17 protein-coding genes are annotated in these 24998 nt (G+C 42.0%); 10 read left to right on the top strand and 7 right to left on the bottom strand.

The window, feature by feature from the left end:
* The first annotated feature begins 221 nt into the window (after positions 1-221).
* The 6 genes from R9C00_04045 to R9C00_04020 all read left to right on the top strand — a co-directional run bounded on the left by R9C00_04045 (position 222) and on the right by R9C00_04020 (position 10472).
* Entirely contained in the window at positions 222-1874 is a 1653-nt protein-coding gene (locus R9C00_04045) for an altronate dehydratase family protein (GenBank protein WPO36618.1), read from the top strand.
* A gap of 98 nt (positions 1875-1972) precedes the next feature.
* Positions 1973-3427 carry a tagaturonate reductase gene (locus R9C00_04040; protein WPO36617.1) on the top strand — a complete coding sequence of 485 codons (1455 nt, stop codon included), beginning with the start codon at positions 1973-1975 and terminating at the stop codon, positions 3425-3427.
* A 203-nt stretch (positions 3428-3630) separates the two neighbouring features.
* Positions 3631-4494, top strand: a complete 864-nt coding sequence (locus tag R9C00_04035) for a universal stress protein (protein WPO36616.1) — start codon at positions 3631-3633, stop codon at positions 4492-4494.
* Between the two features lie 31 nt (positions 4495-4525).
* A complete protein-coding gene (locus R9C00_04030) occupies positions 4526-5359 on the top strand; it encodes a universal stress protein (protein ID WPO36615.1) in 834 nt (277 codons plus the stop codon).
* Between the two features lie 288 nt (positions 5360-5647).
* Positions 5648-9106, top strand: coding sequence for a TIR domain-containing protein (locus R9C00_04025; protein WPO36614.1), 3459 nt, complete (start codon positions 5648-5650; stop codon positions 9104-9106).
* Positions 9107-9320: 214 nt separating this feature from the next.
* Positions 9321-10472 (top strand): hypothetical protein, encoded by a 1152-nt coding sequence (locus R9C00_04020; protein ID WPO36613.1) that lies wholly within the window; start codon positions 9321-9323, stop codon positions 10470-10472.
* Between the two features lie 107 nt (positions 10473-10579).
* Here the strand turns inward: R9C00_04020 and R9C00_04015 are convergent, their stop codons facing one another.
* Positions 10580-11377: a TlpA disulfide reductase family protein gene (locus R9C00_04015; protein WPO36612.1), complete on the bottom strand. Its 798-nt coding sequence runs from the start codon at positions 11375-11377 to the stop codon at positions 10580-10582.
* A gap of 224 nt (positions 11378-11601) precedes the next feature.
* Here R9C00_04015 and R9C00_04010 point away from each other — a divergent pair, with 224 nt between their 5' ends.
* Positions 11602-12309 (top strand): YebC/PmpR family DNA-binding transcriptional regulator, encoded by a 708-nt coding sequence (locus R9C00_04010; GenBank protein WPO36611.1) that lies wholly within the window; start codon positions 11602-11604, stop codon positions 12307-12309.
* Between the two features lie 190 nt (positions 12310-12499).
* On the opposite strand, the gene R9C00_04005 is transcribed toward R9C00_04010, so the two are convergent.
* The 4 genes from R9C00_04005 to R9C00_03990 form a co-directional block, all read right to left on the bottom strand.
* Positions 12500-13792: an Nramp family divalent metal transporter gene (locus tag R9C00_04005; GenBank protein WPO36610.1), complete on the bottom strand. Its 1293-nt coding sequence runs from the start codon at positions 13790-13792 to the stop codon at positions 12500-12502.
* A 453-nt stretch (positions 13793-14245) separates the two neighbouring features.
* The gene (locus R9C00_04000; GenBank protein ID WPO36609.1) at positions 14246-15160 is read right to left on the bottom strand and encodes a helix-turn-helix transcriptional regulator; all 915 of its coding nucleotides are present in this window, start codon (positions 15158-15160) and stop codon (positions 14246-14248) included.
* A gap of 16 nt (positions 15161-15176) precedes the next feature.
* Positions 15177-15434, bottom strand: coding sequence for an Atu4866 domain-containing protein (locus R9C00_03995; protein WPO36608.1), 258 nt, complete (start codon positions 15432-15434; stop codon positions 15177-15179).
* A gap of 15 nt (positions 15435-15449) precedes the next feature.
* The gene (locus R9C00_03990; protein WPO36607.1) at positions 15450-16295 is read right to left on the bottom strand and encodes an SDR family oxidoreductase; all 846 of its coding nucleotides are present in this window, start codon (positions 16293-16295) and stop codon (positions 15450-15452) included.
* Positions 16296-16530: 235 nt separating this feature from the next.
* On the opposite strand from R9C00_03990, the gene R9C00_03985 reads away from it, so the two are divergent.
* Both R9C00_03985 and R9C00_03980 read left to right on the top strand, forming a co-directional pair.
* The gene (locus tag R9C00_03985; protein WPO36606.1) at positions 16531-17088 is read left to right on the top strand and encodes a gluconate 2-dehydrogenase subunit 3 family protein; all 558 of its coding nucleotides are present in this window, start codon (positions 16531-16533) and stop codon (positions 17086-17088) included.
* Between the two features lie 246 nt (positions 17089-17334).
* Positions 17335-19041: a GMC family oxidoreductase gene (locus R9C00_03980; GenBank protein ID WPO36605.1), complete on the top strand. Its 1707-nt coding sequence runs from the start codon at positions 17335-17337 to the stop codon at positions 19039-19041.
* Between the two features lie 54 nt (positions 19042-19095).
* Here the strand turns inward: R9C00_03980 and R9C00_03975 are convergent, their stop codons facing one another.
* Positions 19096-20148 (bottom strand): ThuA domain-containing protein, encoded by a 1053-nt coding sequence (locus R9C00_03975; GenBank protein ID WPO36604.1) that lies wholly within the window; start codon positions 20146-20148, stop codon positions 19096-19098.
* 292 nt (positions 20149-20440) lie between these two features.
* On the opposite strand from R9C00_03975, the gene R9C00_03970 reads away from it, so the two are divergent.
* Positions 20441-23971, top strand: a complete 3531-nt coding sequence (locus R9C00_03970; GenBank protein WPO36603.1) for a two-component regulator propeller domain-containing protein — start codon at positions 20441-20443, stop codon at positions 23969-23971.
* Positions 23972-24065: 94 nt separating this feature from the next.
* Here the strand turns inward: R9C00_03970 and R9C00_03965 are convergent, their stop codons facing one another.
* Positions 24066-24995: a putative sulfate exporter family transporter gene (locus R9C00_03965; GenBank protein ID WPO36602.1), complete on the bottom strand. Its 930-nt coding sequence runs from the start codon at positions 24993-24995 to the stop codon at positions 24066-24068.
* Between the last annotated feature and the right edge of the window lie 3 nt (positions 24996-24998).

The following is a 24998-nucleotide window of genomic DNA, read 5'->3' as shown; positions in this document are numbered from 1 at the left end:
TTCCTAAATTATCTGTGGAGCTGCTTTTTACATAAAAACAAGTACAATTTGATTAGCAAAAAGACAGGTTTCTAAATCACAAAGTATTCGCTCAAAAAAAAGACATCCTATTCATACATAACCTATTGATTTTCAAAACTTACCAGTTAACAAAACAGTTTTACTAACTTGAAAATAGGATCACAGAATTAATCGTATTTGAACAAAAACATTATCCCCTTATGTTACACAAAATCTTAAAAGTTCACCCATCTGATGATGCCGTAGTGGCACTTACCGACCTCCAAGCTGGCGAAGTCTTGGAACTTGAAGGCGAAAGTTATGAAGTAAAAGAAAATATCCCCCAAAAACACAAGTTTGCAGGAAAAGACTTTGCCGTTGGCGATGTAATCACCATGTACGGTGTGCCTGTAGGAAAAGCCAACGAACCTGTTGCCAAAGGCGCATTGCTCACAACCGAAAATATCAAACATCACACCAACGAATTCTCGTTGGACAGTAGAAATACCGAATGGACCAAGCCAGATATTTCTCGCTTCGAAGGCAGAACATTCAACGGCTACCACCGCGCCGATGGTTCGGTAGGAACAGCCAACGTATGGCTTGTAATCCCATTGGTTTTCTGTGAAAACAGGAACATCAAAGTGATTAAAGATGCGCTAGAAGGCGAACTCGGCTACGATACAGTTTCCACTACCAAGATGGATGTAAAAAAACTGATAAGCTTGTACCAAAGCGGTGCTTCTACAGATGCACTATTGGCCGAAGACATCGTGGTAACAGCAGAGGAAACTCGCCAAAACAGGTTCTTCCCCAACGTAGACGGTATCAAATACCTCACCCACGAAAGTGGCTGCGGAGGCACACGTAACGATTCTGAAGTACTTTGCGCACTTTTGGCAGGTTACATCACCAACCCGAATGTAGCTGGTGCAACTGTGCTTAGCTTGGGCTGCCAAAATGCCCAACCCGAAATCTTGATGAGGGAAATTGAAAAGCGCGACCCGAACTTTAGCAAGCCGCTCTACATGCTCGAGCAACAAAAAAGCACTTCGGAAAAAGACTTGATCAGCGAAGCAGTAAAGAAAACCTTCATTGGGCTAACTGAAGCCAATAAAACAGAAAGAAAACCTGCCCCGCTCACCAAACTTTGCGTAGGTCTAGAATGTGGTGGTTCAGATGGTTTTTCAGGAATTTCAGCTAACCCTGCCGTAGGATATGTATCCGATCTGGTTGCCGCTCTTGGCGGTTCGGTTGTTCTTTCTGAATTCCCAGAACTTTGTGGAGTTGAAAATGAATTGGCAGCTCGTTGCGAGACCAAAGAAATGGCAGAAAGGTTCTTTGAGCTAATGAAAGCTTACAATGCCAAAGCTATAGCGGCTGGCTCAGGCTTCGATGCAAACCCATCACCGGGCAATATCAAAGACGGCCTGATCACCGATGCTATAAAATCCGCTGGTGCAGCTAAAAAAGGTGGCACTTCTCCAGTAGTAGATGTACTGGACTATGCTGAACCTGTGCGCAAACCTGGGCTTACCCTACTTTGCACCCCTGGCAACGATGTGGAATCTACCACAGGATTGGCAGGTTCTGGCACCAACGTGATCTTGTTCACCACAGGCTTGGGCACACCTACTGGAAACCCTGTTGCCCCAGTGTTGAAGGTTTCTTCCAACTCCAAACTTTCTAAGCGCATGAGCGATATCATCGACATCGATACAGGAACAATCATCACTGGTGAGGATACCATCCAAACCAAAGGCGAGGAAATGCTAGAGCATATCATTGCCGTAGCTAGTGGAGAAAAACTCTCTAAGGCTCAGCTCATTGGGCAAGATGACTTTATTCCTTGGAAAAGGGATATTTCACTTTAGAGATCAAAATAATAAAATTCAAAATTGCAGAGACATACAACCTAGCAGGTGCAAGCGTCCGCTCGCACCCTTTCATCTTCTGAAAAAACTTAAAGAATATGTCAGAAAAAATATTAAACAGAGAATTAGTAAAAAGAGAAAGACTGACTGAAAAAATTGTTCAATTTGGAGAAGGCAACTTCTTGAGGGCTTTTGCCAATTGGATGATCGATAAAATGAATAAGGAGGCCAACTACGGCGCCGGCGTAGTGGTAGTTCAGCCAATTGACCGAGGATTGGTAACTATGCTTAATGACCAAGACGGTCTTTATACGTTGTACCTAAATGGTATCAAAAACGGCGAAGCTGTCAGCGAACATGAGGTAATCGATTGTATCACAAGAGGAATTGATCCTTATGCTGATAATGCTGCTTACATGAGTATTGCCGAAAATCCTGACTTGGAAATAATGCTTTCCAACACTACCGAAGCAGGAATCTCTTTCAACCCTGATGACAAGCTGGAAGATACTCCTCAAAAAAGCTTCCCGGGCAAATTAACCGCTTTGCTTTTCAAAAGATATCAAACATTTAGCGGTGATAAATCAAAAGGCTTGGTGCTGATCCCATGTGAACTTATCGACAAAAACGGTATCAAGCTGAAAGAAACCATTCTTCAGTATGCTGAGCTTTGGAAGCTTGGAGAAGGCTTCACTGCATGGATAAACGAGGCTTGCTCATTTTGCAATACTTTGGTAGACAGAATTGTACCTGGTTACCCAAGAGAAAAAATAGGAGAGATTACAGAAGAACTTGGTTACAAAGACAACTTGGTAGTAGAAGGCGAGCAGTTCCACCTTTGGGTAATTGAAGGAGATGAAAAAGCTCACGAAGTTTTCCCTGCTGATAAAGTAGGGCTGAATGTTCTTTTTGTAAAAGACCAAACTCCTTACAGAACAAGAAAAGTAAGAATCTTGAACGGAGCGCACACCACAATGGTACCTGTAGGCTACCTTTATGGTATAGACACCGTGAGGGAAACTGTAGAGCACGAGGTAATGGGCAAGTTTGTAAAAGGTGCTGTTGACGAGGAAATCATTCCTACCTTGGACTTACCAAAAGAGGAACTAGAAAGCTTTTCTAACGACGTGATGGACAGGTTCAGAAACCCATTCATAAAGCACTTCCTTATTTCTATTTCGCTCAACTCTATGCCGAAATACGAAACACGTGTATTGCCTTCGTTGCTCGAATATGTGAATAGAAAGCAAGCACTTCCCAAGAAATTAGTATTCTCTTTGGCTTCGCTTATCAGCTTCTACAAAGGCGACAGAAACGGCGAAGAGATTCCATTGAAAGACAACCAAGACGTGTTGGATTTGTACAAAGAACTTTGGACAAATTGCGATGGAAGCAAAGAAGCAATTGCAGTGTTGGCAGAAAAAGTATTGGCTTACGAACCTGTTTGGAAACAAGACCTAAATAAAGTTCCGGGCTTGACTGACCTTACAGCTGAATACGTTTCTCTTATCCAAGAAAAAGGAATGCAAGAAGCTATCAAAGCAGTTTTGTAACCCTCTTTTTTAAGGCTTTTTTTAAATGCCCCAAACCACGACTGGTTTGGGGCATTTTCTTTTTTACTCCCTCCTCTTCTACCCCTTTTTATTCAAACCTACTAATTCCGATTCAACGGAAATAATTCCCGTTCACCGCTTATAAGTATTTCCCCACTCCTCCCTAGGCTACATTAGCCATACAGTAACAAGCGAAAACGATCATGGAAACCAAAGACAACTTTTTGATAAGCGTAGATTTCTCGAAGCAAGATTATAGCCTTATAGAAGCCGCAAGTCTGATGACCGAAATATATAAACCTTCTAAGTTCCAACTCATCAATGTGAAAGGGAAGAACATACCTAGTAGTATTTTGATGGAAGAATTGGTTCGGATAGAAAAGGACTTTGACTCTAAGGCAGAGTTCGATTTCGATGTGCTAGAAGGCGATCCAAAAACAGAGATTTATAATAAGTCGATACAGGATAAGCCAAAACTGGTGATAGTAGGCAAAAAACAAGCAAACAGCAATGAAAGCAGGATAGCAGAATATTTGACAGAAAAAGGAGCAAGTGATGTGTTGGTGGTTCCTCCTACGCCCAAGTTCAATATAGATACGGTGCTCTTCACAGGAGACTTTTCCCGCCATTCAGAAGTAGCTTTCCAAAGGGCGGTGAGAATTGCCAGAAAAAAAGGAGCGGCACTGATTTTTATGCATGTGTACGACGTACCTGCGGGGCACACAAGGCTTAACATCAGCTACAGACAGTTTGCCCGTACCATGAAGCAACATGCCGAAAACAGGCTCAAGATCTTCTTAAAGAAAAACCATACGAAGGGAGTAAAAATCATCCCGCACTTGGTAGAAAAAGGAAACAGCAGCAAAGCGAACCTGATTTTGAGAGAAAGCAAAAAGCTAGGTGCCGATATGATAGTAGTTGGGGCTAGGGGTAGAACCAACATGGCGCACTTAGTATTGGGAAGTACTACCAAAGGGCTAGTAAAAGGCAATGAATATGCCTATGTGTTGGCGGTAAAAAGCCAAGGTACTCCCATGAGCCTGATGGATGCGATAAGCCATATCTAAAAAAATATAGTGAAACATAATTTTTGAAACCATGAATACGATAAAGAAGATATTAATCCCGATAGATTTTAATGACAGTTCAAAAGAAGCTGTAAAATACGGAGCAGCAATAGCCAAAGCCAGTGGCGCTTCCCTCTATCTTCTCCATGCTTATAGCAACATGATAGAATCTTTTGTAGAAGCAGATGGCTCAGTGAACAAACAGGCTTTCCGCAATGGGCTTTATACCATCAAAAAAGAATACAACAATATGGTAGAAGCTATTCCCGAGCTGGATGAAGTAACTCACCACCAGTTACCTATCCGAGGTGTCTCTGCCGATGTGATGATCACCATTATCCAAGAAATGAAGATGGACTTGCTCGTGATGGCTTCTAGGCGATTCAGCGGGCTTCAAGAACTGATGGGTACAAAACGAGCTCGCACCTTATTGGAAAATACCAAAGTTCCACTTTTGCTTATTCCTAATGGAGGGAAAGTAAAGCCAGTTCGTAAGATAGCAATTGCCATAGACGAAGAAACCGAGGTGGATAAAGAAGTACTTGAGGTATTGCCAAAACTTGCCGAAAGCTTCGATGCCAAGCTGGAAATAGTAAACGTTCACTCGTACAAGGGGAAACCTACAAAATACATCCCAGCTGCCCTATCAGTAGAAGAGCTTCTTGAAGACCTTCAGCCAGACTTCTTCGATTATTACCATAAAAGCACCGAAAAAGGGCTTACTGAGTACGTAAAAGGAAACAACGTTGATATTGTGACCCTTTTCCCCAGAAAGAAGCGGAGCATGATCCAGAAACTATTCCAAGAAAGCCTCACCGCTGAGATGGTGAACAAAATGGAAGTTCCTCTGCTAATATTGAGGTGACAAACGCATTCCAATCAGATCAAACACAGCACCGTGTGCAGCTAGCTGCACACGGTTTTTTTGTACCCAAAACCACCTAGAGAAAAACACAAAGTTTTGACAAAGCAAACACTTTCATTATATTGCTTTAGAACCACTCAAAACAAGCAAACTTCCATACTAAAAAATCCAAAACTACGATAGTTTTAATGGGTAGTAAAAGCTACTTACTAACAAGCCAACTAAAGGTTTTCAGACTAGCTACCAGTAGTAGTTTATTGGTAATTTCACGTTTCTCAGAATCAAAAAATGCCAGATATATCCAATCGCACCTTTCAAGCTTTCATCTCTTATTCTAGGATAAACCTCCCGTTTGCCCAACGGCTACATGACAGGCTCACAGCATATGGGAACAATATCTGGTTCGACCAAGAAGATATACCCGAAGCCGTTGATTTTGAGAAAGAAATAGAACAAGGAATTGCCCATTCCCACAACTTTATCTTCATCATTTCCCCAGATTCTATTAAATCAGAATATTGCCAAAAGGAAATAGAATATGCCTTAAAATACAACAAGCGCATTGTACCTATCCTCTACCAAGAGCCTGGCAACCTGATTGTAGAAATGGACAGTACGGTAAGGAAAATCAACTGGATATACGGCCGAGAAGAAGACGATTTTGAAAATGCGCTCAGCAGGGTTTCCTCCTTGCTGGAGCGAAATGAATTCGTAGAATCCCATACCCATTTGCTTCTAAAGGCTTTGGAATGGAGAAAGCACCACCGCTCTACAGAGAAGTTGCTCATAGGCGACGACCGGAAAAATGCGGAAGAATGGCTCAAGCAAAAATTCAGCAAGGGGCAAGCTCCCTGCGAACCAACCGACTTGCACTGCGAGTACATTACCGAGAGCGAGAAAAATGCTTTCAACCTCATGACCGAGGTGTTCATCTCCCACTCTACCGAAAATAAAGCCTTGACCGATAGGCTCAGTAAATCGCTTATGCGACATAGCTATACCTTGTGGATAAACCGCCTGAGTATCCAAGCTGGTACAGAATTCAAAATGGAGATAGAGCATGGAATAGAAGATGCAGACAACTTCGTTTTCCTCATCTCACCCAGTTCGCTCGCATCGGAATATTGCCAGTTCGAACTTGCCCATGCCCTCAAGCTCAACAAGCGCATCATCACCCTTTTGGTAGAAGAAACGCCCAACAAAGACATTCCCGAAGTACTGCGAGGCATCCAATACATCGACTGCAGAAGTGAAATAGCAGCCGATGAAGATGGCTACCAAGATGCTATCGACAAGCTCATCTATCGCCTCGATGAAGATTATTTTTACTACCAACAGCACAAAATATTTCTGAGCCAAGCGCTCAAATGGGAACGCCACGGCAAAAGCATGAGCCTCCTGCTGCACGGGCACAACCTCGACCTTGCCAAATCTTGGCTATCGGAAGGGGGAAACCGAACGAAAGACAAGCCGACGGAACTGCATCGCCGCTTTATTACCGAAAGCCAAAACATGAGCGGGAAACTCAATATCGATGTATTTATTTCTTATTCAAGAAGCGATTCGGATTTTTCCCGCAAAATAAACCGCGGGCTTCAGTACAATGGAAAAACAACTTGGTTCGACCAAGAAAACATAGCTTCGGGGGTCGATTTTGAGGATGAAATACAAAAAGGCATTGAGGCTTCGGACAACTTTTTGTTCATTATTTCGCCGCAATCCATCACCTCGCCGTACTGCGCTGGGGAAGTTGAGCATGCCGTGAAACACAACAAGCGCATCATCACCATCAAGCACAAAGAGGTGGACACTTCGGAAATGCATCCCGACCTTGCCCGCCTCAACTGGATAGACTTTGAAGTTACTCAAGCCGAATATTCCGAGCGGTTCAGCGAGCTGATGCGCACCCTCGATACCGACCGCGATTACTTGCGCCAACATACCCGAATCAGCCGAAAAGCATTGGACTGGGAACTGAAAGATCACGACGAAGCCCTGCTCCTCAGGGGTAGCGAATTTATATTGGCAGATAGCTGGATGAAGGAGGCGACCGACAGCAAAAAGGAACCTCAGCCCACTGAGCTGATGATCAGCTTTATAGAAGAATGCAAAGAACACCTCGACGATATCCAAAAAAGAGGGAAGCGCAGGCTCGCATTTTTGCGGACAATTGTCATTCTCATGAGCGTCTTTCTACTCGCCTCCGTTGCCCTTACTTTTTATTTGGTAAAGCTCAATAAAAAATCAGAATCATTAAAAATTGAAGCCTACGAAGCAAAAGATGCCGCCCTCAGAAGGCAGCTAGACCTTGAGGCTCAAAAGCAACGGTTCGATTCGCTACAGGTAATCCAGACCCAGCTCAATGCGGAGTTTAAAAAACCTACAAGCCAACGAAACGAAAGCCTTATCAGGCAATTACTCAACATTACCGACTCCATTTCGGAAGTGATGATTACAACCGAAATTAAAGAGCAAGAGGAACAAACCATTGCTATCCAAGGAAACAGCAACGCCGTTGGAGAACACTTCAACGGAAGAGCTTTGGTGAAAAGAGGTGAAAAATGGGGCTACCTAGATGAAGAAAAAACGCTGGTGATAAAAGCCATTTACGATGCAGCAGGGAAGTTTAGTGAGGGAAAAGCACGAGTAAGGGTCAATGGAAAATGGGGCTATATTGATACAAATGGAAATGAAGTTATCCCCTTCGTCTACGACCTTGCCGATAACTTTGCCGGCGACTCAGCCAAAGTCCGCCAATACAACACAACCTTCTACATAAGCAGCAACAATACCTGCCTCAACAATTGCGATGAGTTGCGCTTAAATATGCTAATAGCAAAAGCACGAGAAAAGTACCCCGAAACCGGAAGGGCATTTTCAGCAGGTTTATTATTGGTAAAACAAGAGGGGAAATGGGGCTATGTAAACAGAGACCTGACCTTAATAATCCCTTGCAAATACGAAGTAGCCACCAACTTTACAGAGCATACCGAAGAATATGTACCCCAATTGCTCGACAGCCCTCTCCCAACTACATTCACTGCAAAAGTAGTGGAAAATGGAACTGAAAAACTGATAGACACTAGAGGAAACTGCTTGCACAACTGCTTAACCAATCCAAAAAACATGGTTTCTGTAGAAGGAGGAGAAGGCATAGAGAGTTTGAAAATAGGTGCATATGAAATTACCAATGCCGAATATGCCAACTTCCTCAATGCTACCAAAACATCTCTCAGCAAGTCTGAATTTTGGATAAACCTCCATCCAAGGTTCCAAGATGACCAAGGCATCAGCTATTCGGGAGGAGTGTATAAAGTAGTTTCTGGAGCAGAAAGCAAGCCCGTTTCATTTGTGAGCTGGTATGGAGCCTCCGCTTATTGCAAGTGGGCTGGTGGCAGGCTACCCTCCGAAGAGGAATGGGAATTCTACGCCAAAGGGGGAACTAGCAGCCGCAACCTTACCTACGGCGGCACTAGCGATAAACGAAAAATAATATGGTCGCAAGGAGCAGAATCGAAACTTACCCAAGTCGATGACCCACGCTTCCAGCCCAACGAACTAGGCTTGTTCCACATTTCTGGCAACGTAGCAGAATGGTGTAGCGACAGTTCTGGCGATGGGCTTAAAGCAGTAATGAAAGGAGGAAGCCTTCGCTCAGGCATAAACGATTTCCGCCCCGCTGCTCGTAAGCTAATCGACAAAGAAGAATACGAGGAGTATTTTGGGTTTAGAATGGTAAAGGATTAAGGTACAAGAACAACCTGATTATTACCTACCCTTTTTATTGCCCTATGCCTGAGAACAAGCAGAACTTGTTTTCAGGCAAATTATGCTTAGCTTTGCCCCAACATCAATCTGAATTCACCTTCCTTCCAAATGTTTGTCGAAGACAACATTTCCCAATTAGCGGTTAACCACCCCTTTTTACTAGTGTAATTAATTTAATCTAAAAACATCAACCATGAAAAAAATTTGCACGCTAGCAATAGCCAGCATATTGGCTATATTCAGTATTTCATCTTGCTCCGACGTTAGGAGTAACCAGCCGCAAGCAGCTCCTCCTTCATTTGATTCGCTTACGGCAACCAACTTCAACGTAGATGTTTCCTGGCCGCAGCAATTGCCCAATAGCTGGATTCTAGGAGAAGTACCTGGCCTTACCATTGACAAAAATGACCATGTATGGATACTCCAAAGACCTAATTCACTAGATGGAAGAGAGCTAGGAGCATCGGGCAATTCACCGCAAAAAGAATGTTGCGCACCGGCTCCTTCGGTTATCGAGTTCGATACAGAAGGAAAGGTAGTACGAGCTTGGAATATTTTTGAAGGAGAAGAAACTGATGACCCAGATCAATTGTGGGCAGGGAAAGAACATGGGATTTATGTAGACAACAATGACTTTGTTTGGATAGCAGATGCTAAAGGCCATACCATATTGAAACTGACAAAAGAAGGCAAAATACTATTGACAATTGGTATTTCAGGGGAAACTAATGGAAGCAACGATACTACGAGGCTAGGTGGACCAGCCGATGTAGCAGTGGATGTGGAAGCCAATGAGGTGTACGTAGCCGATGGCTATATCAACCGAAGGGTGATTGTGTTCGATTCAAATACTGGCGAATACAAAAGGCATTGGGGAGCTTATGGAGAAAAACCTCACGACAATGAACTACCTGCTCCAACCGCTAGTAACGAGCCCATTCGCTCTTTCCGTACCGCCGTGCATGCAGTAACACTTTCGGCAGCGGGCAATGTATATGTGGCAGATCGGACAAATAACCGGATTCAGGTATTCAAAAAAGATGGGACTTTTATCAGGGAAGTTTTCATAGCCAGCGGCGGCTCTATTTGGGATATCGAGTTTTCCCGCGACCCCGAACAGACCTATATGTACGTAGCCGATGGGGGAAATATGAAAGTGTGGGTGCTAGACCATGAAACCTTAGAAATTGTAGACTCTTTCGGTCATGGAGGAAGAAACTCAGGTCAGTTTGGTTGGGTGCATAGCCTTGCCATCAATTCTAAAGGTGTGATCTATACCTCAGAGGTAAAGCCCGGAAAACGTGTGCAAAAGTTTGTGCCCACAGATGGGAAGGAGGAGCTTTAAGAAGTTTGTTCAGCAGTAATTCACGCCGTTGCTTAGGTTATTCCCGGCAACGGCGTATCATCAATACATCAATTGAGCAACAATGTATTAGAGGTTCAGATGCAGTTTTATTTCTTCAAATAAGCAATGAGCCTTTCCAAATTATCAGGAATTCTTTCATACGTTCCATCTGGGCCAATAACCATGTGGGTAGGGTAATCATCAATTTTCAATACTTCTTGTATAAAATGCGATTGATCGGGTATGACTTTGTAGTTAAATGGCTTTTTCTCCAAAAACTTTGCTAACGACTCTTTTGAATCTAAAGCCAAACTGATGAACACGATATCGTCCATACCCCCAAACTCTTCCACCAAGTTGTTTAACTGTGGAAATTCTTCGATGCACGGTCTACAGCCGATAAACCATGTTTTGAGCACAATCGTTTTTCCTTTTAAGGTTTCATTGGAATAGAAATTCTCCTCCAAATCTTCAAAGTTAAACGCGGGAAATTCCGTCCCTATTTTTTTATACTTTTCAAAATGATCAAAAGCTATGTAGGTCATTTGGTTGCCAATTTCTGGATCTGCGTCAGGCTGCAATTTTAGCAACCGATACGTATCCCTCCCCTGAGCATGATCGACTTTGAGGGGGATGTATTCACCCGAATTCAGTATTGTGAAAAATGCGGGTTGATCTATCTCACCCCCCTTAGCGTCTAGTGCTATAAAGTTCGAAGACAGATTGATTTCCTCGTTTTCATACTTCCACCAGCGCATAAAATCCTGTTGGATGGTAACCGTGTCGATAGCAGCGGCAATGCCTTCTTGTGTTTCCAATGCTTTTCCATTTTTGCCAGCCCCATCTGTACAGGAGAAAGCGATGGAACAAACGAAAAAGCCTAAAAGTAGTTTGTAAAATCTCATGTGGTTCTTGTTTCCATTGAAATTGTTATCCCCCTAAAGTTAGGGCAGAAGCAGTTATTTTATGATAACAAAAACAGGTAAAATCCTATATTGGTTTAATGCTGGTAAATGTTAGAAAGCGAGGTTATACAGAGGAAAAGAGAAAATTATAAAGGTTTGCTGCTTTTCATATGAACAGAAATATAGCTTTTCCATATATTTGGAAGTCTAAAAAAGAGCATAAAATGGGAAGAGCATTTGAATTTAGGAAAGCTAGAAAGCTAAAAAGATGGGGCCAGATGGCCAAAACTTTTACACGTATTGGTAAGGATATTGTCATGGCGGTGAAGGAAGGAGGGCCAGATCCTACTACCAATTCTAGGCTGCGTGCTGTCATGCAAAATGCCAAGGCAGCCAATATGCCTAAAGATAATGTTGAGCGTGCCATCAAGCGTGCAACAGACAAATCTTTAGGCGATTATAAGGAAACGTTGTTCGAGGGATATGCCCCTCACGGAATTGCCGTCTTGGTAGAGACCGCTACTGATAACAACAACAGAACAGTTGCCAATATCAGAAGCTATTTCTCGAAGTGCAACGGCAGCTTGGGCACTCAAGGGTCGGTAGAATTCATGTTTGACCACACCTGCAACTTCCGATTGAACAAGGAGGGGTTAGACGCCGAAGAATTGGAACTGGAGCTGATCGACTATGGTGCTGAGGAAGTCTTTGAGGACGAAGATGGCATGATGGTCTATGGAGGTTTCTCTGATTATGGTTCTTTGCAAAAGTATTTTGAAGAGAATAATATAGAGATTTTGTCTTCAGGGTTTGAGCGAATTCCGCAGGTGACCAAAGAACTGACCGAAGAGCAACAAGAAGATGTCAACAAATTATTGGAAAAAATAGAAGATGACGACGACGTCCAAAACGTCTATCACTCAATGGCTTAATGCTGATTTATACATCAATAGAACGGGCAGCTTGGATAACCAGGCTGCCCGTTCTGGTTTAGGATTGTTCATTTTTAGTATTTACAATTCCCAAGCCCTTTCAGAGTAACGCCTTCAAGAGGACTTTTCAGTTCTCGAAATTTTGAGAATACGGTTAATTACTTGAAACAAATGTCTTTTCAAAGCAAGTCTACCAACCTAAGATATCAGCTAATCCATTCCACAAAATAATTAAAGAAAAAATGAATGCCGCAACCATCACGATATTGGTAATTAGTCGGTTAGGTGGTAATCCTGCATTTTTTCGGTTCCAAAGAACAAGAAAACTGAAGACCACAAGCGGCAGAGCAAAAACATTAAAAACTTGAGTGAATATTTGGCCTTGAATAGGATTAAACCCAAAAACGGGAACGCTTAAGGCTAACACACTTGCTACTCCTGTAATTAGTTTAAAACGACCTGATTCAACATCCAGCTTCCCTGAATTAAAGTCTCCAAGCATAAGTGGGACTATCATGAGGCAAGGGAAGATGGAAGAAAGGCCTGCGCTCAATGTGCCAGCAAAAAAGATACTTACAGCAAACTTTCCGACAGATGGCTCCAATGCATCGGACATGTCAAGCACATGTGTTATTTCTTTTCCTGTTCCATACAAACTAGCACTTGCTACGGCCATAATTGCCCCACTAATGGTAAAGATCAACAGCGCCGCAATGATCGAATCGTTTTTCTGTACCTTAAAGTCACTTTTGGTCCAGCCTTTTCCTTGGATAAACAATGGCCTTGACAAAAAGGTAGCAGAAGCCATAGTAGTCCCTACAAATGCTGCAATGAGAATGCCTGCACCCTCTACTTTTGGGATTTTAGGGACTAACCCCTTGATAATTTCGGTGGGCTGTGGAAAAACAAAAAGAAGAGTGAAAATGAATGATAGCCCCATTAAGGAAACAAAAAGGGCAAGTACTTTTTCAAACATGGTATAACTTCCTTTGATCAAAAGAAGATAGAAAATCCCGATGATCAAAATAGCCAGCCCAAGAACAACTAAATACTTTTGACCGGCAAGGTTGGGGAAATTGATCACTAAAATTTCGAAAACTACATTAGAAGTGATTCCCAAAATCCCTATTAACGAATTCCATTGACCAATGCCTACGGCCACAAGAATGGCTATGGCCAAATATTTTCCCCAAGGCAAATGCTTTCGAATAGCAAAAAGGGCGGTTTCTCCAGTGCTCACGTAATAGCTACCAGAAACAAAAATTAATACCCCCGAAAAAACGCAACTAAAAAATAACACCCAAAGCAGGTTCATTCCAAAAGAATTACCGGCCACTATCATAGAAGTCACGCTACCAGTCCCAATGGTATAACCAATGGCAAATATGCCAGGTCCAAAGGATAATAGAAACTTTACTAGTTTTTGTACGAAACTATTTTTCTCTGTTTGATTGCTCTTTTCTGTATTAGATGTCATCTTCATATTTTAAAAAATGTATTGCAAAGCTCTCAGCTTTCTCTTGAAATTTAGTAAAGTATCTTATTTTTTTGCTAATCTTTCACTTTTATTTGTTGCAATAACAAAACTACATATTGTTACAAAATACTCAACTACACAAGTAACTCAACACCTTACAACTAACAAGATCAGCCTTTTTAGAGCACAGAGAGAGGTGATGTAAGAAACAAGTACGGGTTGGTAAAGAAAGTTAGCGGTTTTGTCAATATAATTAGCAGGTGGTCTTTGGTTAACTGCGGATGATACAGTAAATCCAGCGGGTCTCGCTATAAAAGATGAAGGTAGTGAGGTAATCACCAAAGATTATATGGCAACCTAAAAACGGGATGAATGTAGGGTTTGGGGGGATTAGTAAAAAACAGATAGGCTCTTATAGAATTGGGGTAGTATTCAAAATTTGTAAATATCAAGCTACATTCAATTAAACAAATGCCTAAATTCAATAGGAGAAAGCTTGGTTTTGTTCTTGAATAATTTGCTGAACGATGCTGGATGTTCGAAACCTAGTTCGTAGGCTATTTCACTTACCGAAAGTGCTGTGGTAGAGAGTTTCTCTTTGGCCTTCTCTATCAGTTTACTATGGATATGCTGTTGGGTACTTTGCCCAGTAAGTACTTTTAGCATGCTGCTCAAGTAATTTGGGGAGAGGTTCAAAAGGTCGGCAATTTGTTTGACAGTCGGAATTCCTTGGTTGATAAGGGTTTCATCATCAAAATAGTCTTTTAACAGATCTTCTAATCGGCTTAAAATTTGGTGATGGGCAATTTTACGGGTAATAAACTGTCGTTCATAATAACGTTCAGCATAATTGAGCAATAATTCTACCTGTGTGGTGATAATACTCTCACTGAACTTATCGATGTTTGACCGATATTCTCGTTGGATATTTTTTAGGATCTCTACAATTACATCTTCTTCTTTTTCGGATAAAAAAAGAGCCTCATTGACAGAATAACCAAAGAAATCATACTTTTTGATACTCTTAGCCAATGAAGTGTTCCATAAGAAATCTGGGTGGATAAGCAGTAGCCAACCAGATGGATTAACTGCTACTTGTTGGTTTATTTCTATCTGTAGAAGTTGCTGTGGAGAAACAAAGGCTAATACGCCTTCATCAAAATCATAGGTCAGCTGGCCATAGTTGAATTTCCCCTGAACATTCCGTTTCAGCCCAATGGAATAAAAGTTTTGTACCCACCGAATTTCATCACAGTCGGTTGGGTATTTCACTTGGCAGTAATCTACTACACTGATCAACGGGTGCTCAGGTTTGGGCAAATTACTATAGGCATGAAATTGACTGATGGTATCAAAGCGATGGGTATTGTTCATTGTTAAAACTCGCTGGTTAATTTTTTTTATATAAAATCATTCCCGCATGGTAAAGAATTCCGTTTTCAAATTTGCCATCGGCTATAAATCCCGTATCGTCTTTATAGTTGATATGGTTTCCAGTTACGTTATAATTACCTTGATAGACACTTTTTCGTGTCCCTCTGGCTTCATCGTATCGGTTATTCGGAAGTAACTCATGTCTAATATAGCCATCTTCGGTTACCCACATGCCTATATATTTTTTTGTTTCTTCTATACTTTTATGACCCATTGTCCAAATATGCTTTTAGTCGTTAAATCCAGTTGAGGTTCCTAATACTTTATTTTCTTCCAAAGCTCCTTTGATGCTTTCTATTTTTAAGTTGGCATAGTTGTATGCATCCTCTCCCATAAAAAAATGGACAGGAGGGTTGGATTGTTCACTCAAAGTAATCAATACATCTGCTGCTTTATTAGGATCGTTAGGTTGATTTCCATTTATGTCATTTAAATGCGCTTGTTCCATTTCGCGTGCAGCTTTATATGCTCCAATAGGGTTAGCAGGAGTTTGAATAGAGCCTTTTGCCAAAAAGTTTGTTCGGAAATAGCCAGGGTAAACTAAGGTAGTATGCACATTAAATGACTTCATTTCTTCGGCAAGAGCTTCCGTAAACCCTGCTACGGCAAATTTTGTAGAGCAATAAATCCCAAATCCTGCAAAATTACCGACATATCCACCAATGGAAGATATGTTAAAAATATGCCCAGATTGTTGTTGGCGTAAATGTGGGACTATATTTCGGATAACATTCAATGAGCCAAATACATTTACATTAAAGTTCTCTTTGATTTCCTCGTCGGATAGCTCTTCTAAAGTTCCAATCTGACTATATCCAGCATTATTTACTACAACATCTATTTGCCCGAAATGGTCGAGACAATTGGCAATGGCAACTTTGACATTTTCATTGTCTGTCAAATCCATTTCGATAGGGAAAAAGGACGCAGAAGCTTCCCCTACTTCTTTTGTTATAGATTGGATTTTCCGTGTTGTAGCTGCTACACAATAACCACTTGCTAAAAGCTTTTTTACTAATTCGAGTCCCAAACCTTTGGAAGCTCCTGTTACAAACCATACTTTTTTCGTGTTCATCTTTTTTCTTATTAATTGTTGAAAACTCACACAGCAAAAATGGTTGGCATTTCATTTTACTACTTGTCCAAATCTATGGTTGTCATTGCCAAATCAATTATTTAATCAATATAGAAGTATTCAATTCGAAACCCTCCTTTCCCCTTCCCAATCTCCCAAAAGTTCAATATATTTATTCCTGTTCAAACTGACATACCCCAACTAGCCTTTCTTTTTTCACATACAACGTTTGAAGATGAATAGACGTGAAGTTCTCCAGTCTATGGGCATGATTTCCGCCCATGCACTTTTCCCCAGCATCCTTTCGGGTTTTGTGGCCAGTTGCACCTCCCCCGAAAAACAAGCAGCAACTTTTTCCCCCTTATTTTTCACCCAACAAGAATTGGATGAGATAGCACAGGTCATAGATGTGATCATTCCTGCTACCAAAACCAAGTCGGCTTCGGAGGTAAATACCCACCTTTTTCTGGACGAGGTATTTGCCAAGTGCCTTACCGCCGACCAACAGAAGGTGATGAGAGAAGGGGTTTCTAATTTGTTACCCGCTTTTGAGAAGGCAGAGGACAAACTTTCTCTCCTTACGGAAATAGACAAAAAAGCCTACGACAACGATGAAAGTACCGCTTATTTCCGAACATTGAAGCAATACACCTTGGTCGGCTTTTTCACTTCCCAAGAAGGGGAAACCAAGGCAAGCAACTATGTAAAATTCCCCGGCGATTACGACGGCGACGTAAAGGTTGATGAGAATACGCTCAACAATGGCGATACCAGTATGAGGTATTATTTGTAGAGGCTAGAAGTTGGAGATTAGGGGTTAGAAAAAATAAAGTTATCTCTTTAGTGCGCCCCGACATTATCGCAAGCAATAAATAACATCGTGATCGTTTCGGCCACCTACCACGCTGGAAAGTGAATGCCTTCGCAGGTTGAAAATATACTCTAACATCTCACCTCCAGCCTCTAACTTCTACATATAAATCAAAAATATCAGATAAATATGCCTCTCTTCGAGGTTGATCAAAATTTTTTATAAAATATGAAAGACTTTAATATACTCGGAAAAGGAACGGATCAAAATACCTACGATGCCATAGTAGTTGGCTCGGGAATGACTGGCGGAATTGCCGCCAAGGAACTGACAGAAAAAGGGCTGAAAGTGTTGGTGCTGGAGCGGGGCAGAATGGTAGAACATGTAAAAGATTACTCCACGGCGCTTACCGATCCTTGGGATATGCCCCTGCGGAACATGGTGAGCGAAGAGGAGAAAAAGGACTATGAAATACAAAAAACCTTGTACCTATTTGGGCAAGACTGCAAACACTTTTTGGTGAAAGACAGCGAAATCCCCTACAACCAAGTAAAGCCCTTCAACTGGTACAGGGGCAACCAAATGGGCGGAAGATCGCTTCTTTGGTCGAAGCATGTGTTCCGACTAAGCGACTACGATTTTGAAGCGAACCAAAAAGAAGGCATCGGAATCGATTGGCCTATCCGATACAAGGACATTGCCCCTTGGTACGATCACGTTGAATCGTACATTGGGGTGAGTGGAAATAACGATGGAATACCCCAGTTGCCCGATGGGCAGTTCTTGCCGCCTTTTGAGATGAACATGTTTGAAAAACGGATTCAGAAGCGGATAAAAGAAGCCTATGACGAGCGCAACATGATCATTAGCCGAATGGCGATTCTTACCAAGGAGCACAATGGCAGGGGCAAATGCCAAAACCGAAACTTGTGCCACCGAGGCTGTGTGTTTGGCGCATATTACTCTAGCAATTCAGTTTCCCTACCCGATGCGGCGAAGACGGGAAACCTGACCATGCGCCCGTATTCCATAGTAGAAAGGCTTATCTACGATACCAATTCTAACAAGCTGAAAGGGGTACATGTGATCAATTCGGAAACGGGGGAAAGCGAAGAGTTTTATGCCAAATTGATTTTCCTCAATAGCTCTACACTGGGCAGCACGCAAATCTTGATGCAGTCGGCTACAACAGAATATCCCGATGGATTGGCGAATTCGAGTGGTGTCTTGGGGCATTACCTCATGGATCACCATGCGGGAATTGGCGCTACTGGAGGTTACTCGGGTTTGCAAGATTCGTATTACCACGGTAACCGGCCTGCCAGCGTGTACATCCCAAGATTTAGGAATATTGGTAAAAATGACCAAGACTATGTGCGAGGCTTCTCTTTTGAAAACTATACGAGCAGAGCTAATTGGTCGAGAGGGCTTCATGGCGCAGGCTTGGGAGCAGAATGGAAAGAAGGTCTCACAAAGCCTGGCAACTGGTCGGTGTACTTTGAAGCCTATGGCGAGACCTTACCCGAGTATGAAAACCAAGTTTCACTGAGCAAAACCCAGAAAGATAAATGGGGCTTGCCAGTACTAGACATCAACATGGAATATGGGGAGAACGAAAAGAAAATGCGGGAAGATATGCAGAGAACCGCGGTTGAAATGTTGGAAGCCTCGGACTTGGATTGGGTAAGCCCGTTTGATTACAATCCTCCTCCAGGCTCGGTCATCCACGAAATGGGCACAGCTCGGATGGGCAACGACCCCAAAACCTCGGTGCTGAACAAGTGGAACCAATCCCACGACATCAAAAACCTCTTTGTGACCGATGGCTCTTGTATGCCTTCATCACCTCCTCAAAATCCTTCTCTCACTTACATGGCGCTCACCGCCCGTGCCTGCGACTATGCAGTGGAAAGCTTGAAGAAGGGGGAGATTTAAGGTTGCAAAAAAAACAATGGCCTCGCTCTGAGCGAGGCCATTGCTGCTTATGCACTACTCCTTTTTCCAAGCCCTCGAAATAGATTTCTCTTTAGAAGGAAAATCTGTTGGAATTTCTTGGGTAACCTCTCCGGTAGCTACCCATTCTGCTCCCCGCTGGAGGGTTATTATAAACCCAACGCATTCCATGGAATAATCGAAGTGCCCTAGGGTTGTATGAAAAACCCGCCCTTTTCCATAGTTGACAGCCATTAGCATAGGTACGTTCCACCCGGTACCATCCAATACAGGCTCCCAAGGCTGCTTATTTTCCTCAGCATCGGAATAAGCAGTGGCAAGGATTGTAGCATTTTCAAAAGGTCCTCTCATGCGATCATACATCTCATCTTGTGCATGGAGCCATTCCGTAGGCAAGCCTTTCATAATAGGGTGATCTGGCTCACGTGAAGTAATCACAAATTCATGCTCTAGCCCATGCGTAGCGCATTGCCCTTCTGAAGGGTCTATTTCAATTTCGCCAGCATCGTTGTAATAAACATAAGGTCCTGAAGTGCTATCACGACCTCCCCATGCACCTAGTCCTATCATTTTATTGAATTCCTCCCAATTTCCCCAAGCATTATTTGCCGCATGAACTACTATGAGTCCCCCTCCATTTTGCATATATTCTTCTAGCGCACCTTTTGTTTCACCGGACCATTCTGGCGTATTTTCCCCAAGGTTAGAAATGATCACATCATAGTTGCTAAAATCAATAGTAATAGCTGAAGTTTTAACAGGTTCGTAAGAAATGAAATAAGCCGAGGAGTCTAAAGGGTATTCGGTAATGTATTTTTCTATCGTTCCAGACCTCCAATCCTGATATTTAATTCCCAGCCAAACAGTATCGTCTCTTTGTATATCCACCTCAAACAGTCCCGTTTGCTCAAGGTAATCCTTCATCATCATCGTGGTTTTGGGCCATACGTAATGATTATTCTGACCGTCAACTATCAGCGCCTTAAGCTTTGGAGACTGTTGCTGTTCTGTTTCTTGAGCCTGCCGCTCTTTGCATGCCGATAAAACAGCAATTAATGTTAATAACCATAAAATTTTCATCTTCTTCATTGTATAAATATATGTGTTCATGTTAGTTATGCGGCTTTTCCGCATTTTAACCAATGAAGGTAGTATAAAAATTGGGAAGGGAAAAGGTTATTTCTTCCGTATTCGCTAATTAGCTTGCACTTTTCAGTAAAAAAATAATATTTACATAACAAGGTAAAACTTATTTTGTATTAAAGCTCCTTAGCTAAAATAATTGCTTCTTATGCTCGTTTTTTAACACACCCAGAGCAATCATCTCCTCCGATTGCATTTTAACGAGCTATTCAAACCTAATTACCGACATTATAAAAATATGAAAACAAAGCTACAAGTCCTATTAGTCTATATCCTACTTTTTTCTTCACAAATAGCCTTTCCCCAATATATTCCAGACAATAAGTTCAAACATTTGACAGTAGATGAAGGTCTCGACAATAACTTCGTATATGGTTTTATTGAAGATGCCAGAGGATATATGTGGATTTTTGTGAATACCCGTGTAACTCGATACGATGGGTATCGAGTGATAAAATATCCTTATAACCCTGCTAAAGCTAACTGTTTTTATGGCAACACGCTGGATGCTTGTGTCGATAAAGAGGGAGAATTATGGTTATTAACCAATCAAACTCTTTTAAAATATAACGAACCAACAGACGATTTTACGAGGGTGACATCCTATATAGATCAAAAAGGCAAAGAGGTTAAGTTACACGGTTTTTTGAACGTAGAGGTTGATGCTAAGGGGAACTTGGTGTTTAACAACGACAAAGGGAAAGTATTAAGGTTCAATCCTAATACGCACCAAGGAGAAGAAATTGAACTTCCCAAACCGAATGACCTTCAGGGTAAGAAAGGTTCGTTTCCTGTAAGTATCTATTGCGATAAAGAGGGCGTGATGTGGTACTACCTTTCTAACAGCAATTATTTGGTCAGATACGAACTAGGTAAAGAGGCAGAGTTTTTTAGGTATAAAGGTCATGGGTGTAACTCAGGAAAAATCACTAAAATACTGGATGATTTTACAGGGGAAAACCTTATCGTTATAGTAGAGTCAGGTTGCCAACATTTTTTTATGTTCGACAAGCAAAAGAAAGAGTTTCAGGCAGTAAGGCATCATACAGCCAAAAAAGGCGAACAAGTCAACTCTTTTATATCGTCGGCAGTGCCTTATAGCAAAGATGTGGTACTACTTGGTTACGCAGATGGTTTAGGGATGAAGTCGGTAAACTTGAGGACTGGAGAATTGAAAAGTTTTGTAAACGATATCAACTATCCAAATAGTCTTTCGGGCAATCAGATATGGAGCATGTACCGGTCTTCAAACGGTTTGGTATGGATAGGAACTCGTTATCAGGGGGCAAATATCTTAGACCCTAACTTAAAACCTTTGAGATTATATACCAAACAAGGTTTTGATCTAAAAAATAGCTTAAGCGACAATAAGGTAACTTCGTACTTAGAAGGCAAAGATGGAAATGTCTGGATCGGTACATTTAATGGGCTTAACAGGTTTGACCCAAAAAAAGGAAAGTTTGTCCATTATGTTCACTCACCTAGTGATCGGAATAGTCTATCACATAACCATATCCTATCATTGGCCACGACAAGGGACAATACGTTGTGGATTACGCCAAAAATAGGTGGACTTAATAAATATGACCCGAAAACAAAGAAGTATACTCATTACAAAGCCAATCCGAAAGACCCTGAGTCCGTATTGTGGAACAATTTTCTCCAAGTAGTGGTCAGTTCGGGTGATAAGGTGATTGTTGGGTATGGTTGGGGTGACTCGAAGGGCACTATTCTTTCTCTGTTTGATCGCAAAACAGAAAAATTCAAGCATTTTTCTCTGGTAGACCCAGTAAGTGGAGACACGCTTGCCGATAAGGTACATACGATGTATGCCGATTCATACAATAATGTGTGGTTCAGCTCAACTAAGAAGAATAAAAACTATGTATGCAAATTTGATGTCGAGAAGCAAGAAATTAAAACCTTTGTACTCCCTGATAGTGTAGGTTTCAACAAGCAGTTGGTAGAATGCTTTGTAGAAGAAGCAGAGGGCAAGATGTGGGTAGGTACCAGAGGCTTTGGTGTATTCCTATTTGACGAAACCAAGATGACGGCAGTAAAATATAACAGCAAAAGGCATAACCTGCCTGGTGGGATAAAGTCTATACAGAAGGACAATCAAGGAAACTTATGGTTAGGAACAATAGATGGTTTGTATAAATTTGATCCAGTTTCAAGAGAAACGCTTTTGCTTGGTGTGAAGGATGGTGCACAAAGTAAAAGTTTTGAACCAGGCTCAATGTACACCAGTACGGGTGAAATGTATTTCAGTGGACCAAAGGGGTTGAATGTGTTCCGACCAGAACAAATAAAAAACAATGAAAATAAGCCACCAGTATGGATAACAAAATTCAACTTATTTAATCAAGTAGTATCTTTTAGAGATAAAGACAGCCCTCTTCAAGAAGATATTAGCACTACAAAAGAACTTACCCTTACCCACGAACAAAATATCTTTAGCTTCGAGCTAACCGCGCTCAATTATACGAACACAAATGAAACCCAGTATGCATACAAGCTGGAAGGTCTTGAAAACAAATGGAACAACATAGGAACCAACAGAGTAGCAACCTACACTAACTTGAATGCAGGGGATTATGTGTTCAGGGCAAAGGCTGCAAATAATGATGGGGTATGGAACACCAATGGGGTTTCGCTCAATATCACGATCTTGCCCCCTTGGTGGGAGACTTGGTGGTTTCGGACACTTGTGGCAACAATGGTGATAGGAGGGGCTTTTGGATTTTATAAGTATAGAACCTTCAAACTCAAAAAGCAACAGAAGATTTTGGAGGATAAAGTACAAGAAAGAACAGCTGAGCTGCAAGAGGCTAACGAGGAAATCCAAGTTCAGAATGAGGAGATGGCTCAGCAGGCTGAGGAAATGGAACAGCAACGGGACTACCTACAAGAAGCAAACGAATCTATTTCTCTGAAAAACAAGGAAGTAGAATTACAATCCAAGATACTGGCAGAACAACGTGATCACCTACAAGAAGCCAACGAGATGATCACGGCGAGTATAAACTATGCCAAACGAATCCAACAGGCAATCTTACCTATGGAGGAAGAACTTGCTCAGCAGTTTGATGAGCATTTTGTCTTGTTCAGGCCAAGGGATGTTGTCTCTGGAGACTTTTATTGGATGCACGAGGGCGACCAAGCTAATTTTGTAGCAGTGGTCGATTGTACAGGGCACGGTGTTCCTGGGGCATTTATGAGTATGATAGGAAGCTCCTTGTTGAATAGGATTGTAGGAGAAATGAAAATTTCAGATCCAGCCCAAATCCTTGCCAAGCTGCATGAACTAGTGGTGAAAGCTCTAAGGCAGAATACCAGCTCCAACCGAGATGGGATGGACATGGGGCTTTGCGTCATCCACAAAAACACCTCTCTGCCGAAGCTAGAATTTGCCGGGGCTAAAAGCACTCTGTTTGTCCGACAACCCAACGGTGAAAAAGTTGAAGAGCATATAAGTAGCCGAATGTCGGTAGGAGGTACAAAAACGGAGAAAGTGGCATTTGAGAGGAAGGAAATATTGCTAGAAAAAGACTCGGTAATCTACCTGACTACTGATGGGTACATTGACCAACACCGCCCTTCCGATAGAAGAAGACTTGGTAGTAAAAGGCTAAGGGAGCAATTGGAACAGATAAAAGGGTTGAGCCTAGCAGATCAAAAAACATCTCTTGAAAAGTACTTGGACGAATATATGGGCGACGAACCCCAAAGAGATGATATTGCAGTTGTTGGAATTAAGCTACAATGATATAATAGCGTTTAGAATTTACCTGCCATTTCTTAAATAATAGCCTCCTCTTGCTAAGGTCGAGAGGAGGCTTTTTATAGCTCGTACCTTTGCCTCAGCCTACACTAGTCAGCATCAAAAATGAGGCAGCAGCTATCAATATCCAGAGTAGTACACCCAGCACAAATGTTTTTGCACCTGCATTTTTAGCTTCAGCTAAGGAGATGTTTGAGCCGATAAGGAAAATGGCGACAACCATTCCTCTTTTCCCCAACCAATTGAGGTGCCCAAAAGCCTCTTGCTGTGAGGGGAAAAAATGGGCAACAACTATGCTGAGGAGGAAAAGACCTATAAACCAAGGAATCTTCACTTTTCCACTTGTTTTTTCTTTTTGGACAAAGGTAATGAGCAGTGCTACTGGTACTATCCAAAGTGCTCGTATCAATTTGACTGTAGTGGCTATTTCCAGCGCTTCTGCCCCGTAGGTAGCCCCTGCCCCCACCACTGAGCTGGTATCGTGAATGGCGATAGCCGCCCACGTGCCAAAGGTTTCTTGGCTCATGTTGAAGTAATGGCCTATGGCAGGAAACACGACCAAAGCAATAGCATTCAAGATAAAAACTACTATTAGCGCAAAAGAAACTTGAGAGTTTTTGGCATTGAGGATGGGGGAAACCGCCGCGATGGCACTTCCTCCGCAAATAGCTGTTCCTGCCGATATCAGTAAGCCCGTTTTACCATCTACTTTCAGGAGCTTGGTCAATAAAAAACCCATTCCTAGGACAAAGAATACAGAAACTGCCGTCACCAAAAAGCCTCCTTTCGATGCTGTAACTACTTGACTCAAGTTCATGCCGAAGCCCATCAGTACAATGGAAGCTTGCAGGGATAAGGTCGTATAATTTGAGCTTTTCTTATGCTTTAATCCAAAAAATGATAGTACTAAGCCAAGCCCCAAGGCTAGGGCAGGACTGATAAACGGGAAAAGGCAAAGGGCAATAATACAGAGGTAAATCCCACTGATTTGTTTTTGACTAAGGCTCATATC

The sequence above is a fragment of the Flammeovirgaceae bacterium SG7u.111 genome (genome assembly GCA_034044135.1).
GTDB lineage: Bacteria > Bacteroidota > Bacteroidia > Cytophagales > Flammeovirgaceae.
The sequence above is the reverse complement of the archived record's forward strand: the minus strand, read 5'-3'. Positions and strand labels throughout refer to the sequence as shown.